The 15,274-nt window shown below is 73.0% G+C and carries 13 protein-coding genes; 6 read left to right on the top strand and 7 right to left on the bottom strand.

What is annotated here, in order from left to right:
* The first annotated feature begins 62 nt into the window (after nt 1–62).
* A complete protein-coding gene (gene obgE / locus FHE66_RS08270) occupies nt 63–1,604 on the top strand; it encodes a GTPase ObgE (RefSeq protein WP_139072509.1) in 1,542 nt (513 codons plus the stop codon).
* A 4-nt stretch (nt 1,605–1,608) separates the two neighbouring features.
* Entirely contained in the window at nt 1,609–2,742 is a 1,134-nt protein-coding gene (gene proB / locus FHE66_RS08265) for a glutamate 5-kinase (protein WP_139072490.1), read from the top strand.
* A gap of 74 nt (nt 2,743–2,816) precedes the next feature.
* Here the strand turns inward: proB and FHE66_RS08260 are convergent, their stop codons facing one another.
* The 5 genes from FHE66_RS08260 to FHE66_RS08245 are packed head-to-tail and all read right to left on the bottom strand — an operon-like array spanning nt 2,817 to nt 6,098.
* Nucleotides 2,817–3,437 carry a GyrI-like domain-containing protein gene (locus tag FHE66_RS08260; RefSeq protein ID WP_139072489.1) on the bottom strand — a complete coding sequence of 207 codons (621 nt, stop codon included), beginning with the start codon at nt 3,435–3,437 and terminating at the stop codon, nt 2,817–2,819.
* Between the two features lie 22 nt (nt 3,438–3,459).
* The gene (locus FHE66_RS08255) at nt 3,460–4,251 is read right to left on the bottom strand and encodes an NAD(P)-dependent oxidoreductase (RefSeq protein ID WP_139072488.1); all 792 of its coding nucleotides are present in this window, start codon (nt 4,249–4,251) and stop codon (nt 3,460–3,462) included.
* 40 nt (nt 4,252–4,291) lie between these two features.
* Nucleotides 4,292–4,432, bottom strand: a complete 141-nt coding sequence (locus tag FHE66_RS15485; protein ID WP_176554705.1) for a hypothetical protein — start codon at nt 4,430–4,432, stop codon at nt 4,292–4,294.
* Nucleotides 4,429–5,088 (bottom strand): DsbA family protein, encoded by a 660-nt coding sequence (locus tag FHE66_RS08250; RefSeq protein ID WP_139072487.1) that lies wholly within the window; start codon nt 5,086–5,088, stop codon nt 4,429–4,431. Before FHE66_RS08250 ends, FHE66_RS15485 begins: the two co-directional genes overlap by 4 nt.
* A 41-nt stretch (nt 5,089–5,129) precedes the next feature.
* Entirely contained in the window at nt 5,130–6,098 is a 969-nt protein-coding gene (locus tag FHE66_RS08245; protein ID WP_139072486.1) for a Ku protein, read from the bottom strand.
* Between the two features lie 165 nt (nt 6,099–6,263).
* Here FHE66_RS08245 and FHE66_RS08240 point away from each other — a divergent pair, with 165 nt between their 5' ends.
* From FHE66_RS08240 to FHE66_RS08230, 3 genes are all read left to right on the top strand, one after another.
* Nucleotides 6,264–6,632: a DoxX family protein gene (locus FHE66_RS08240; RefSeq protein WP_139072485.1), complete on the top strand. Its 369-nt coding sequence runs from the start codon at nt 6,264–6,266 to the stop codon at nt 6,630–6,632.
* A gap of 32 nt (nt 6,633–6,664) precedes the next feature.
* Nucleotides 6,665–9,160, top strand: a complete 2,496-nt coding sequence (locus FHE66_RS08235) for an ATP-dependent DNA ligase (protein ID WP_139072484.1) — start codon at nt 6,665–6,667, stop codon at nt 9,158–9,160.
* Between the two features lie 107 nt (nt 9,161–9,267).
* Nucleotides 9,268–10,044: an ABC transporter ATP-binding protein gene (locus FHE66_RS08230; protein WP_139072483.1), complete on the top strand. Its 777-nt coding sequence runs from the start codon at nt 9,268–9,270 to the stop codon at nt 10,042–10,044.
* Between the two features lie 3 nt (nt 10,045–10,047).
* On the opposite strand, the gene FHE66_RS08225 is transcribed toward FHE66_RS08230, so the two are convergent.
* On the bottom strand, nt 10,048–11,379 hold the full coding sequence (locus tag FHE66_RS08225; protein ID WP_139072482.1) for an AI-2E family transporter: 1,332 nt from the start codon (nt 11,377–11,379) through the stop codon (nt 10,048–10,050).
* A gap of 194 nt (nt 11,380–11,573) precedes the next feature.
* Nucleotides 11,574–12,032 (bottom strand): Dps family protein, encoded by a 459-nt coding sequence (locus tag FHE66_RS08220; protein WP_139072481.1) that lies wholly within the window; start codon nt 12,030–12,032, stop codon nt 11,574–11,576.
* Between the two features lie 266 nt (nt 12,033–12,298).
* Between FHE66_RS08220 and leuS the strand changes: the two genes are divergently transcribed.
* Nucleotides 12,299–15,226: a leucine--tRNA ligase gene (gene leuS, locus FHE66_RS08215; protein WP_139072480.1), complete on the top strand. Its 2,928-nt coding sequence runs from the start codon at nt 12,299–12,301 to the stop codon at nt 15,224–15,226.
* Nucleotides 15,227–15,274: the final 48 nt, after the last annotated feature.

Genomic DNA, 15,274 nt, shown 5'->3' with positions numbered 1-15,274 from the left:
GGGGGCGGACGGCACGAGCCGTCCGCCCCCGCTGCCGTATCCGCAACACAGTAGGAGGACAGATGGCCAGCTTCGTCGACCGGGTCGTGCTGCACGTAGCCGGCGGCAACGGCGGCAATGGCGTCGCCTCCGTCCGGCGTGAGAAGTTCAAGCCCCTCGGTGGGCCCGACGGCGGCAACGGCGGCAGGGGCGGGGACGTCATCCTCGAGGTCGACCCGCAGACGACGACGCTGCTCGCCTACCACCACTCCCCGCACCGCCGCGCCACGAACGGCGCCCAGGGTGCAGGGGACCTGCGCAACGGGAAGAACGGGGAGGACCTCGTCCTCGCCGTGCCCGACGGCACCGTCGTCAAGACGAAGGACGGCGAGGTCCTCGCCGACCTCGTCGGGGCCGGCACCCAGTTCGTCGCCGCCGCCGGCGGTCACGGCGGCCTGGGCAACGCCGCCCTCGCCTCCCCGCGCCGCAAGGCTCCCGGCTTCGCGCTCCTCGGTGAGGAGGGGGAGACCACCGAGCTCGTCCTCGAGCTCAAGAGCGTCGCCGACGTCGCGCTCGTCGGCTTCCCCAGCGCGGGCAAGTCGAGCCTCATCGCCGCGATGTCCGCCGCCCGCCCGAAGATCGCGGACTACCCCTTCACCACGCTCGTGCCGAACCTCGGCGTCGTCCAGGCCGGCGACGAGCGCTACACCGTCGCCGACGTGCCCGGCCTCATCCCCGGCGCCAGCCAGGGCAAGGGACTGGGCCTGGACTTCCTGCGCCACATCGAGCGCTGCGCCGTCATCGTCCACGTCCTCGACTGCGCCACCCTCGAGCCCGACCGTGACCCGATCAGCGACCTGGACACCATCGAGGCCGAGCTCTCGGCCTACGCCGAGGACCTCACCGTCGCCGGCCGGCTCCCGCTCGCGCAGCGTCCGCGCGTCGTCGTCCTCAACAAGGTCGACGTCCCCGAGGCCCGTGACCTCGCCGAGCTCGTCCGGCCCGAGATCGAGGCCCGCGGTCTGGAGGTCCACGAGATCTCCGCAGCCAGCCACGAGGGCCTGCGCCCGCTGTCCTTCGCGCTGGCCCGGCTCGTCGCCGAGGCGCGGGCCGCGGCCCCCGCCGCCGAGCCCACGCGCGTCGTCCTGCGGCCCAAGGCGGTCGACGACGCCGGCTTCACCGTGACCGCCCGTCACCGCCACGACGGCGTGTTCTACCAGGTCCGCGGCGCGAAGCCCGAGCGGTGGGTGCGCCAGACCGACTTCGCCAACGACGAGGCGGTCGGCTACCTCGCCGACCGGCTCGCCCGCCTGGGCGTGGAGGACGAACTGTTCAAGGCGGGCGCGAAGCCCGGCGACGAGGTCGTCATCGGCCCGGTCGAGGGCGGGGTCATCTTCGACTGGGAGCCGACCATGCTCACCGGCGCCGAGCTCCTCGGCCCGCGCGGCAGCGACCAGCGGATCGAGGACGTCGAGTACGCTCCCCGCTCCTCGCGCGCCGAGCGGCGCAAGGGGTACAAGGAGCGGATGGACGCCAAGGCCGCCGCCCGCGAGGAGCTGTGGACCGAGCGGGAGTCCGGACACTGGGCCACTCCCGAGCCCGAGGAGCCGCACGCGGCACAATAGCCCCGTGAATCCCGCGCTCCTCGACCGTTCCGGCATCCCGCGGGCCGGACGGGTCGTCGTGAAGATCGGCTCGTCCTCCCTCACCGGGTCCGACGGCCGGCTCGACCTCGACCGTGTCCGCTGGCTCGCGGCGGTCATCGCCGGGCGCCGCGCCGCCGGGCAGGAGGTCGTCCTCGTGTCCTCCGGCGCGATCGCCGCCGGGATCGCGCCGCTCGGGCTGCCGATGCGCCCGAACGACCTCGCGACCGCGCAGGCGACGGCGTCGGTGGGCCAGGGGATCCTCGTGGCCCGCTACACCGAGGCCTTCGCCCAGCACGGCCGGCGTGTGGGCCAGGTGCTCCTCACCGCCGAGGACCTCATCCGCCGCCAGCACTACCGCAACGCCCAGCGCGCACTCGAGCGGCTGCTCGCCCTCGGCGTCGTTCCCGTCGTCAACGAGAACGACACCGTCGCGACCGACGAGATCCGGTTCGGGGACAACGACCGCCTCGCGGCGCTCGTCGCCCACCTCGTGCGCGCCGACGTCCTCGTCCTGCTCACCGACGTCGACGGCCTGTACGACGGGCCGCCCAGCCGACCCGGCGCCCGGCGCATCGCGGAGGTGCACGGGCCGGAGGACCTCGCCGGCATCGAGGTGACCGGACGGGGCACGACGATCGGGACCGGTGGCATGGTCACCAAGCTCGAGGCGGCGTCGATCGCGACGAGCGCGGGCGTGCCCGTCGTCCTCACCGCGGCCGCCAACGCCGACCGGGCGCTGGCCGGGGAGCCGGTGGGCACGTGGTTCGCGGCCACCGGGCGGCGCAAGAGCACCCGCCGGCTGTGGCTGGCGCACGCCGCGCGCACCGCGGGCCGGCTCGTGCTCGACGACGGCGCGATCCACGCGATCACCCACGGCAAGCGGTCGCTGCTCGCCGCGGGCGTCGTGGGCGTCGAGGGGGACTTCGAGCCGGGCGACCCGGTCGAGCTCGCCACCACCGGCGGGGTGGTCGTGGCCCGCGGCATCGTCGGGCACAGCGCGGCCGAGGTGGCCCAGATGCAGGGCAGGACCACCGCCCAGCTCCGGGAGGAGGACGGCGCCCCCCATCCCCGTCCCGTCGTCCACCGCGACGACCTCGTCATCGTGCGTCGCTACTGACCCACCCGCCGCGAGAGAGCTGGACGGCGCGGCACCGGAGCGGCCCCAGGACGAGCGTGCGCCCGAGCCGGTCGCTAGGCGTCCGTCCTGGCCACGGGCTGCCGCAGGATCGTGCGCAGCCGGTCGGCGGCCGTGCGCCGCGCGTCGCTGAGGTAGATCTCGTGGTGCTTGCCGGTCATCCGCAGACCGTGCGAGGGGATGAAGCGGTGGTGCATCTCCTCGAGCACCGGCGCTTCGTCGTCGTAGGACCCGACGTGGAGGGTCTGGACGCACAGGCCCTCGTCGAACGTCTCCAGGCGCACGGCGTCGAGGGCGGGGGCGCCTTCCTTGCGCCTGACCGTCTCGACGGCGGCGCCCAGGTGCTCGCCCGTGATCCACTCGGGGACCATGATCATCATGGTCCAGGACCACCGGGACTTGTCCCGGTGGGTGGTGAACGCGGCCATGTCCGTGGACCACCACAGGCCCTCGAGCGGCATCACCGTGTAGTCGCGGCCGAGCTCGCCCTTGCTGAGGAACTTCAGCGTGTACGCGACGGGGTAGAGCGAGGACAGGGCGTCCTGGTACGCCGTCGAGGTGTTGGGGTCGCCGTGCCCGTCGACCATGAGGAACTGCAGGGCCGGCACGGTGACGACCGAGAACTCACCGCGGCGCGCGGTGTAGGTGGCGATCTCCTTCTTGAGGTCAGCCTTCATGCGTGCGCACGGCCGCGCGGGCTCAGGAGCCCTCGGGCCAGCTCGACGGCGCGTCCGCGCCGCCCTCGACGACGTCCTCCTGAGCGCCGGGCAGGGTCGTCCAGTCGTCCTTCGGCCGGTAGCCGAGCTCGAGCATCGTGTTGGTGAGGTCCCAGCGCCGGTTGGGGTTGTCGGAGATGGCGTAGTAGACGCCGTAGGGGACGTCCGCCTCGATGGCGCGGCGCACGACGTGCTCGGTGTCGTCCGGGCTCAGCCACATCGCGCGCAGGATGTCGTCCTGCGCCTCCAGCGGGTCCTCGGTGTACCAGCCGATGCGCAGGGCGATGAACTCGATGCCGTGCTCGTCGTGGTAGAACCGCCCGAGCGTCTCCCCGAACACCTTCGACACCCCGTACAGCGAGTCGGGGCGGGGCAGGTGGTGGGGGTAGACGGGCCACTCACCGAGCCGGTCGTACATGCCCATCGCGTGGTTGGACGAGGCGAAGACGAACCGCCGCACGCCGGCCTCACGCGCCGCCTCGAGCACGTTGCGCAGGCCCACGATGTTCGCGGTGAGGACCGCGTCCCACTCCGACTCCGGTGACGCCGACCCGGCGAGGTGGACGACGACGTCGACTCCGTCCATGAGCTCTCGCACCTCGTCGTAGTCGTCGAGGTCGGCCCGGTGCATGGTCCGTTCCTGGTGCTCGTCCGCCGGCGTCCGGCCGTGGGTCACGACGTCGTAGTCAGAGCCCAGGCGTTCCTCGAGCAGCTGTCCGATGCCGCCGCTCGCGCCGGTGAGAAGCACACGTGTCCGTCGGTCCGTCGAAGTCATCCCCCCATCGTGGGACACCGTGGCGCGGCGCGCCCGTCGTTCAGCGCTCCTCGACGTCCGAGCCGTCCTCCGCGGGATCGGGCACGGCGCACACCCCGTCGACGCACACCCCGGCGTCCTGCTCCCCGAGCGGGACGAGGCCCGGCTGGGGAGGGAAGGGGGAGAACGGCAGCTCGCTCACCGGGCCTCCACCTGCTCGCTGCGCACCTGCTCGAGCGCCTGGGTGAACACCTCGGGCTGCTGCGCGCCGGAGACGCCGTACTTGCCGCCGATGACGTAGAACGGCACGCCCTGGATCCCGTACTGGCGCGCCTGCGAGATGTCCTGCGCCACGGCGTCGGCGTAGGTGCCGTTCTCCAGGGCGTCGCGCAGCGCGTGGCCGTCGAGCCCGGCCTCGGAGCCGAGCGCGACGAGCTCGTCGACCGAGCCGAGGTGCCGCCCCTCCTGGAAGTACGCCGCGAAGAGCCGCTCGACGAGCTCGAGCTGGCGGCCCTGGGCGCGGGCGGCGTGGAGCGCCTCGTGCGCCAGGAGCGTGCGGGTCTGGCGCACGGCGGCGAAGTCGTAGTCGAGACCGACGTCGGCCGCGATCGTCGTGACCTGGGAGAGCATCTGCTCGACCTGCTCGGGCGCCATGCCCTTGTGGGCGGAGAGGAAGTCGACGACGCTGCCGTCGTAGTCCACCGGGGTGTCGGGGGAGAGCTCGAAGGAGTGGTAGGTGACGGTGACGTCGTCGGCGCCGTCGAAGGCGGCGAGCCCGGCCTCGAACCTGCGCTTGCCGATGTAGCACCACGGGCAGGCGATGTCGGACCAGACGTCGACGTGGAGGGGTTCGGTCATACCCGGGTGAACCACACCCGACGCCGAAACCTTCCCGGGGGTCAGGCGGACTTCTTGCTCGCCGGCTTCTTGCGGGTGGTCGTCCCCGACTTCTTCGCGGCCGACGCCGCGGGCTTCTTCTCGGCCGAGGAGGAGGCCTTCGCGCCGCCGGAGGCCTTGCGGGGGGAGCGTGAGCCGGAGGACGACGCCGAGCCGGAGCCCGTCGCCGAGCTGCCGCCGGACTTCTTCTCCTTGGCCGCGGAGACCGAGCGGCGCAGGGCCTCCATGAGGTCGAGCACCTCGGCCTCCTCGCCCTTCTCCTGCTCGCCGAAGGTCTCCTCGGTGTCAACGGTGTCGCCCTGCTCGAGCTTGGCCTCGACGAGGGTGCGCAGCTGCTCCTGGTACTCGTCGGTGTAGTCGGCGGGCTCGAAGTCCCCGGAGAAGTTCTCCACCAGGGCCGAGGCCATCTCCAGCTCCTTGGCGCTGATCCGCACGCCGGAGTCGAGGCCGGTGAAGTCCGGCTCGCGGACCTCGTCCTCCCACAGCAGCGTCTGGAGCAGCATGACGTCATCGCGCACCCGCAGCGCCCCGAGCTGGGTGCGCTGGCGCAGCGTGAAGGAGACGATGGCGGTGCGGTCGGTCTCCTCGAGCGTGCGGCGCAGCAGCGCGTAGGACTTGGCCGACGTCGAGGCGGGTGCGAGGTAGTAGGTCTTCGACATCATGATCGGGTCGACCTGGTCGCTCGGGACGAACTGGAGGATCTCGATCTCGCGGGAGCGCTCGGTCGGCAGCTCCCCGAGCTCGTCGTCGGTGAGGACCACGGTGCGGTCGCCGTCGTCGTACGCCTTGTCGATCTCGCCCCACTCGACGACCTCGCCGCACACCTCGCAGCGGCGCTGGTAGCGGATGCGCCCGCCGTCCTTGCCGTGGACCTGGTGCATGCGCAGGTCGTGGCTCTCGGTGGCGCTGTAGACGGAGATGGGGACGTTGACGAGGCCGAAGGTGATCGAGCCCTTCCAGATCGCGCGCATACGGGCCTCCTTCCGGGCACGGTCGAGTGGCACTGGCATCCAGTGAAGTGCCCGTACCGTACTCCCGCCAGCGGAAATCCGGAATGCCGGCGCAAACCCTCCCCGCGCGGGTGCGGGTGGCCGTAGGTTGTCCCCGCGCAGTGTCGCGCGCCGGGAGGAGTCCTCGTGGAGATCTGGTTGTGGGTGGTCACGGCCCTGCTGGCCGTCGTGTTCCTCGGGTCGGGCACCTCGAAGCTCGTCAAGTCCCGTCAGGCGCTCTACGACGCCGGGATGACGTACGTCGAGGACGTGCACCCGGCCGCCCTCAAGGGCATCGGCGTGCTCGAGGTGGCGGGCGCGCTCGCCCTCGTCCTGCCGCCGGTGCTCGAGCGTGGCCAGCAGGCGGTGCCGGCCGCCGCCTGGGCGCTCGCCGTCATGATGCTCGTCGCCACGGCGCTCCACGTCCGGCGGCGCGAGCCGTTCGTCGTCCCGCTCGTCGCGGCCGTCGTCGCCGGGACGCTGGCCGTCCTCCATGCCACGGGCTACCCCCTGTAGCGGAGCGGCGCGGCGCCGGGCAGCATGACGGCATGGCGAAGGACGGCGATCCCACGGTCGTGCAGGTCGACGGTCACCGGCTGCGTCTGACCAACCTCGACAAGGTCCTCTACCCGGCCACCGGGACGACCAAGGCCGACGTCCTGGAGTACTACGCCCGCATCGCCCCGGTCATGCTGCCGCACTGCGCGGGGCGCCCGGCCACCCGCAAGCGCTGGCCGAACGGGGTGGGCACGGCCGAGAAGCCGGGGGAGGTGTTCTTCCACAAGAACCTCGGGGCGGGCACGCCGGACTGGGTGGAGCGGGTGGAGCTGCAGCACAGCGACCACACCAACACCTACCCGATCGTCGACGAGGCGGCGACGCTCGCCTGGTTCGCGCAGGTGGCCGCGCTCGAGGTGCACGTGCCCCAGTGGCGCGTGGGCAGCGACGGCAAGCGCCGCAACCCCGACCGGCTCGTCCTCGACCTCGACCCGGGGGAGGGCGCCGGGCTGCCCGAGTGCGTCGAGGTCGCCCTCCTCGCCCGGGAGATCCTCCAGGGCATGGGGCTGGAGAGCGTCCCGGTCACCAGCGGGTCCAAGGGCGTGCACCTGTACGCCCCGCTGCGCGGCGTCGCGACCTCCGAGGAGGTGAGCGAGGTGGCCCGGGAGCTCGCCCGCACCCTGGAGACCGACCACCCCGACCTCGTCGTGTCCAACATGAAGAAGGAGCTGCGCCGCGGGAAGGTGCTCGTCGACTGGTCGCAGAACAACCGGAACAAGACGACGATCGCCCCCTACTCCCTGCGCGGGCGCGAGCACCCGATGGTCGCCGCGCCGCGCACGTGGGAGGAGCTGGAGGACCCCGGTCTGCGCCACCTCGACCTCCACGAGGTGCTCGAGCGTGTCGAGCGCGAGGGAGACCCGATGGCGGCGCTCGCCGACGCCGCCGACCAGGCCGGTGGGGCGCCCCGCCGCGACCGGCTCGAGGTCTACCGCGCCAAGCGCGACGCGGGCCGGACCCCCGAGCCGGTCCCCGCCTCCGTCGCCCCGCACGACGGCACGCTCGCCTTCGTCATCCAGGAGCACCACGCCAGCCGGCTCCACTGGGACCTGCGCCTCGCCCACGACGGCGTCCTCGTCAGCTGGGCGCTGCCCAGGTGCGTGCCGACGACGCCGCGCAAGAACCACCTCGCCGTGCAGACCGAGGACCACCCGATGGAGTACCTCACCTTCTCCGGCGCGATCCCCAAGGGCGAGTACGGCGCCGGTGAGATGACGGTCTGGGACCACGGCACCTACACCTTCGAGAAGTGGCGCGAGGGCAAGGAGGTCATCGTCACCCTCACCGGGCAGCCCGACGGCGGTCTCGCCGGTCCCGACGGGCCCGGCCGCACGAGCCGCTTCGCCCTCATCCACACCGGAGGGCGCTCCGAGGCGGAGGAGAACCACTGGCTCATCCACCTCATGTCGGCGCCCGGCGAGGACGACGCGCAGGACCGTCCCGTGCAGGACCGTCCCGCCCCGGAGCGGCCGCGCCCGACCCGCGGCCGCGCCGCGAAGGAGGAGGGGCCCCGGGGCGCTCCGCCGGAGTTCATCAGCCCCATGCTCGCCACCCCGAGCGACGCCCAGGTCCTGGACCGGTCGGCGCAGTGGGCGGTGGAGATGAAGTGGGACGGGGTGCGCGCCGTCGTCCTCGTCGACCACGGGAAGGTGCGCATCGTGGGCCGCAGCGGCCGCGACGTCACCGCGAGCTACCCCGAGCTCGCCGGGCTGGCCGACTGCCTCGACGCGGAGACCGCCGTGCTCGACGGGGAGATCGTCGCCCTCACCCCCGAGGGCCGGCCCGACTTCGGGCTGCTCCAGCAGCGCATCCAGCTCGCCGACCAGCGCCAGATCACCCGCGCCGCCGGGCAGAACCCGGTGCGGCTCATGCTCTTCGACGCGCTCGAGGTCGACGGCCGCAGCCTGCTGCGCCGCACCTACGACGAGCGACGCGAGGTGCTCGAGGAGGTGGTCGACGCCGGGGCGCACGACCTCGTCGAGGTCCCGCCCGCCTTCGACGGCGACCTCGACGCCGCCGTCGCGGCTAGCCGGCAGTGGCGCCTCGAGGGCGTCGTCGCGAAGCGTCGCGACGCCGCCTACACCCCTGGCCGGCGCAGCCGCTCCTGGCTGAAGATCAAGCACTCGGCCACCCAGGAGGCGGTCGTCGTCGGGTGGCGGCCCGGGCAGGGCGCGCGCGAGGGCAAGGTCGGCTCGCTCCTCCTCGCCCTCCCGCACGACGACGGGCTGCAGTACATCGGCCGCGTGGGAAGCGGGTTCTCCGAGCGCGAGGCGACCCAGTGGGCCCGCGAGCTCGGACGCGAGGAGCGCAAGACGGCCCCGCTCGAGGTGCCGCGGCCCGAGGCGCGCGACGCCCGCTGGGTGACCCCGCGGCGCGTCGCCGAGGTCGAGTTCGCCGAGTGGACCTCCACCGGCCGGCTGCGCCACCCCCGCTGGCGCGGCTGGCGCCCGGACAAGGACCCGGCCGACGTCCTGCGGGAGTCCTGAGCCCCGTCCGCGGGCTGCCGGACGTGGGCGGTGCCACGTCCAGGGCACCCCGGAGGCCCGGCTCGGCGTCGTAGCATCGAGGCGACACGACGAAGGGAACCTCCACCATGGCGACACCCGCGGTCCTGCGTGCCGACGACCTCTGGGCGGGCTACCCCGGCGCGAGCGTGCTACGCGGGGTCACCCTCGAGGTCCGCGGCGGGGACGCGCCCGTCGGCGTCGTCGGCCCCTCGGGCGCCGGCAAGACGACCCTCGTGCGCGCGCTCCAGGGCCGGCTGCGCCCGAGCCGCGGCTCGGTGACCTTCGACGGCCGGCCCGTCCACCGTCTCCCGCGCCGGGAGAACAAGGCGTTCAAGGCTGCCGTCCGGTTCACCTCCCAGGACTCCCTCACCGTCACCGACCCGCGCCTCACCGTGGCCCGCAGCCTCGGCGTCGCGCTGGGCGAGGCACGCAAGGCAGGGCGCTCCCACGGCACGTCGATGAACGACCTGCTCGAGACCGTCGGGCTGGCCCCGCACTTCGCCGCCCGTCGCCTCGTCACCCTGTCGGGCGGGGAGAAGCAGCGGGTCGCGCTCGCGTCGGCGATCGCCACCCGCCCCGAGATCCTCGTCCTGGACGAGCCGCTCACCGCCGTCGACCCGCAGGCCCGCGCCGACCTCGCGCGGCGACTGGCCACGGTCCTCGGCGAGCTGGGCACCGCCGTCGTCCTCGTGTCCCACGACCTCGAGCTCGTCGAGCGCACCTGCCCGCAGGTCCACGTCCTCGCCGAGGGCACCTTCGTCGCCACCGGCCGGCTCGGTGAGCTCCTCACCGCCGCGGAGCAGCACCCCACCGTGCGCGAGCTCGCGCAGGCCGCGCCGCTCGCGGTCCAGCGCTTCCGCTGACCGTCAGGGGCTCTGCGTCCGCGCGGGCTCCTCGGCCTGCTCCTCGGCCAGCGCCTCCTCGTTGGCCCCGAGCGCGGCGCCGCGCTGCTCGTGGCGGCGCATCTTCTGGTACTTGAACCGCTCGGCCACAGTCGCCTTGCCGGCGACCCGGTCGCGTGGACTGATCGGGTCGTCCCCGAGCTCGTTGTCGTAGCCCGCCTGGTAGCCCGAGGCCCAGATCTGCACCACCGCCCACGCGACGGCGGTGTAGGGCACGGCGAGGATCGCCCCGAAGATGCCACCCACGATGGTCCCGACGGTGAGCGCGAGGAGGATGACCATCGGGTGCAGGCTGAGCGTGCGGCCCATGATCACCGGCTGCAGGATGTTGCCCTCGACCTGGTTGACGACGATGATCCACGCGACGAGCAGCAGGGCGACGAGCGGCCCGTTGGTGACGAGCGCGATGAGCGCGGCGATGATGCCGGCGAGCGTCGCCCCGACGACGGGGATGAAGGCGGTGACGAAGACGACCACCGACAGCGGGATCGCGAGCGGCACCCCGGCGATGACGAGGAACGCCCCGATGAAGACGGCGTCGACGAGCGCGACGAGCGCCGTCCCGCGGACGTAGCCGCCGAGCACCTCGGTGCCCCGGTCGACCGACTCGGCGAGCTTGGCCCGCCGCTCACCCCGCACCCAGCGCAGGGCGAAGTTCCACATCGTCGTCCCGTCCTTGAGGAAGAAGAACAGGACGACGACGACGAGCACCGCGCCGGTGACGAACTGGGCGGCGGCCGAGATCCCGGTGATCGCGCCGCTCGCCGCCGCGCCGCTGGTGAGGAACTCCCCGGCCTGGGTGAGTGCCTCGTCGATGGCGGTCGTGTCGATCGGCAGCGGTCCGGAGGTGACGACGTCCTGCAGCTCCTCCCAGCCCTCGGCGGCCTGGGTGGTGAGGGTGTCCCACTCGCTGAGCACCGAGAAGACGATGCCGGTGACGACACCGCCGACGATGACGAGGATGCCGACGAACGCGGCGAGGGTGGCGAGCAGGTTCGACCAGCCGCGGCGCTCGAGCCAGTTCACCGCGGGGGAGACCGCCGCGGCGAGGATGAGCGCGACGAGCAGCGCGATGACGACGACCTGGACCCGCAGCAGCAGCCACGTCACCCCGACGACGACGGCGGCGATGAGCAGGGTCTGCGCCGCCCGGGAGGCCGCGCGCCCCATGCCGTCGGCCCACGGGCCGATGGCGGGGGTGACGGTATGGGCGGCGTCACCGACGTCGGCGAGGCCTGCCTCCGGGGTCGTGCCCTGCGGCGCGGAGGGGGACGGGGGCGGGACCGGCGAGGCCATCGGGGTGCTCCTCTGGACGTGCGCGGCGCGGTGCGCCGCGGGCCTCGACGAGGCCCGTCCCGCTGACGATAGGCCACCCCGGGGCGCGCGGCCCGGAGGACCGGATGACGACACCGGGAGGCGGACCACCCCTCGCGGGGCGGCGCCTCCCGGTTGTCGGGCCGGCCACGCGGGCCGGCGTCACGTAGCGGGCGTCAGCTCGCGTCGCCCGAGGCGGCGCGGAACATCCACGCCTGCTTCTCCAGGCCGGTGGCGATGCCGGTGAGGAGGTCGGCGCTCAGCGGGTCGGCCTCCTCGACGTCCTCCAGGCGCGCCTTGATCCGGTCGGACACGCCCTGGAGGCGCTCCTCGAACTGCCGGATCACCTTGTCGTCGGCGAGCCGGCCGCCGGACAGGGCCTCCACCTGGGAGGAGCTGGCCACGGTCGAGGCGCGTCCGTCGGGCTCGCCGCCGATCGCCACGAGGCGCTCGGCGACGTCGTCGGAGGCCAGGCGCACCTGCGCGGTGACCTCGTCGAGCTGGAGGTGGATGGCCCGGAAGTGGGAGCCGTAGATGTTCCAGTGGGCCTGCTTGGCCTGCAGGGACAGGTCGATGAGGTCGACCAGGGAGTCCTGGAGGCCGGTGAGAACCTTCTCCGAGGGCTTGGCAGCCATACTGCTCCTCCTTCCACGGCGCGAGTGCGCCGTGACGACGGTGACGGGAACGACGTCGAGCATATGGCGGGGCCGGTGGATGCGCCTGCCGGACCTGGGCGCCCTCGCACGCCTGCGGTAGGCTGGGGCGCATGTCGCGACGGGTCCTCCTTACGCAGCCGCGCTGACCTCAGCGGGCGCCATCGGCGCCGCATCAGCGCGGCAACCTCCCTGCGGGGAGGTTTTTCCATGCCGGGAACGACTCGCCCCCACCGTGAGGAACATCGATGAGCACCGACACCACCGCGCAGCCCGCCTCCACCGGTCCCGCGGAGCCGCAGTACCGCTACACCGCCCGGCTCGCCGGTGAGATCGAGCGCGCCTGGCAGGACCGCTGGGAGGAGCAGGGCACCTTCCACGCCCCCAACCCCGTCGGTGAGCTGGCCGGGGACGCGGCGCAGGAGAAGTTCTACGTCCTCGACATGTTCCCCTACCCCTCCGGCAAGGGCCTGCACGTGGGCCACCCGCTGGGGTACATCGCCACCGACGTCGTGGGCCGGTACCAGCGGATGAAGGGCAAGAACGTCCTCCACGCGCTGGCCTACGACGCCTTCGGCCTGCCCGCCGAGCAGTTCGCCGTCCAGACCGGCCAGCACCCGCGGGTCACCACCGAGGAGAACATCGCGACCATGCGCCGCCAGCTGCGGCGCATGGGCCTGGCGCACGACGAGCGCCGCTCCTTCGCGACGACCGACACCGGCTACGTCCGGTGGACGCAGTGGATCTTCCTCCAGCTCTTCAACGCCTGGTACGACGAGGACGCCGTCCGGCCCGACGGCGGCCGCGGCGCTGCCCGCCCGATCGCCGAGCTGGAGGCCGCGTTCGCCGACGGCACCCGGCCGACGCCGTCGGGCACGCCGTGGGCCGAGATGGACGCCGCCGCCCGTACGGCCGCCCTCGACGCCCACCGGCTCGCCTACCTGTCCGAGGCGCCGGTCAACTGGTGCCCCGGCCTGGGCACCGTGCTGGCCAACGAGGAGGTCACCGCCGACGGCCGCTCCGAGCGCGGCAACTACCCCGTCTTCAAGCGGAACCTGCGCCAGTGGATGATGCGCATCACCGCCTACGCGGACCGGCTGGCCGACGACCTCGACTCCATCGACTGGCCCGACAAGGTGCGCACGATGCAGCGCAACTGGATCGGGCGCTCCGAAGGTGCAGCCGTCCGCTTCGCGCTGCCCTCCCGGGTGAGCAGCGGGGAGGCCGCCGGCGGCGCCACCGACCTCGCGCTGGAGGTCTTCACCACCCGTCCCGACACGCTGTTCGGCGCGACGTTCATGGTCGTCGCCCCCGAGCACCCGATGATCGACGACGCCGTCCCCGCCGCGTGGCCCGACGGCACCCCCGACGCGTGGACCGGTGGGCACGCCACGCCGGTCGAGGCCGTGGCCGCCTACCGTGCGCAGGCCGCCGCCAGGACCGACGAGGAGCGCCAGGACGAGGGCCGCACGAAGACCGGCGTCTTCACCGGCGCCTACGCCACCAACCCGGTCAACGGGGCCAAGCTGCCCGTGTTCGCCGCCGACTACGTCCTCATGGGCTACGGCACCGGCGCGATCATGGCCGTCCCCGGCGGTGACGACCGCGACTACGAGTTCGCCCGCACCTACGGCCTGGACGTCATCCACACCGTCCAGCCGCCGGCCGACCACACCGAGGGCGCCTGGACCGACGACGGGCAGATCATCAACTCGGCCAACGAGGAGATCTCGCTCGACGGCCTCGACGTCGCCGCCGCCAAGGCCGCGATCATCGAGTGGCTGTCCGCCAAGGGCCTGGGCGAGGCGCGCACGACCTACCGGCTGCGCGACTGGCTGTTCTCCCGCCAGCGCTACTGGGGCGAGCCGTTCCCCGTCGTCTACGACGAGGAGGGACGCGCGCACGCGCTGCCCGAGGAGATGCTGCCGGTCGACCTGCCCGAGGTCCCCGACTACTCCCCGCGCACGTTCGACCCGGACGACGCCGAGTCCTCCCCGGAGCCCCCGCTGGGCCGCGCCGAGGACTGGGTCGCCGTCGAGCTCGACCTGGGCGACGGAGTGAAGACCTACCGGCGCGACACCAACACCATGCCCAACTGGGCCGGCTCGTGCTGGTACGAGCTGCGCTACCTCGACCCCCGCAACGACGAGCAGCTCGTCGACCCGGCCAACGAGCAGTACTGGATGGGCCCGCGGGACGGGAAGCCCGCCGGTGGCGCCGACCTGTACGTCGGCGGCGTCGAGCACGCCGTGCTCCACCTGCTCTACGCCCGGTTCTGGCACAAGGCGCTGCACGACCTGGGCCACGTCGCCAGCTCCGAGCCGTTCCACAAGCTCTTCAACCAGGGCTACATCCAGGCCTACGCCTACGCCGATGCCCGCGGCCAGTACGTCCCGGCCGACGAGGTCGAGGAGGTCGCGGCGGAGGACGGCTCGGGGGAGGTCACCTTCCGCTGGCAGGGCCAGGAGGTCTTCCGCGAGTACGGGAAGATGGGCAAGTCCCTGAAGAACATCGTCACCCCCGACGACATGTACGACGCCTACGGCGCCGACACCTTCCGGGTCTACGAGATGTCGATGGGCCCGCTGGACGTCTCGCGCCCGTGGGACACCCGCGCCGTCGTCGGCTCCCAGCGCTTCCTGCAGCGGCTGTGGCGCAACGTCGTCGACGAGAGCACCGGGGAGCTGCTCGTCACCGACGAGCCGGCCGACGAGGAGACCCGTCGCCTCGTCGCCAGGACGATCGACGAGGTCGAGACCGAGATGTCGGCGATGCGGGTGAACACCGCGATCGCCCGGCTCATCGTGCTCAACAACCACCTCACCCCCATGGAGCGCAGCCCTCGCGAGGCCGTCGAGCCGCTGCTGCTCATGCTCGCGCCGGTCGCCCCGCACATCGCCGAGGAGCTGTGGCGGCGGCTGGGGCACGAGGGGTCCCTCGCGCACGAGCCGTTCCCGGTCGCAGACCCGGCGCTGCTCGTCGAGGACACCGTGACGTGCGTCGTCCAGGTGGCGGGCAAGCTGCGCGACAAGCTCGAGGTCCCCGTGGCGATCGACCCCGAGGAGCTCGAGCGGCTGGCGCTGGCGACCCCCGGCGTCCGGCGCGCGCTCGGTGACCGCGGCATCCGCAAGGTCATCGTCCGCGCCCCCCGCCTCGTCAACGTCGTCCCCGCCTGACCCCCTCACCCGACCCCCGCCAGCCCCCCACCCACCCACCACCCACAC

The organism is Georgenia sp. 311 (genome assembly GCF_006151955.1).
In the GTDB taxonomy this organism is placed as follows: domain Bacteria; phylum Actinomycetota; class Actinomycetes; order Actinomycetales; family Actinomycetaceae; genus Oceanitalea; species Oceanitalea wutianyii.
This window is presented reverse-complemented; position numbering and strand designations above follow the sequence as displayed.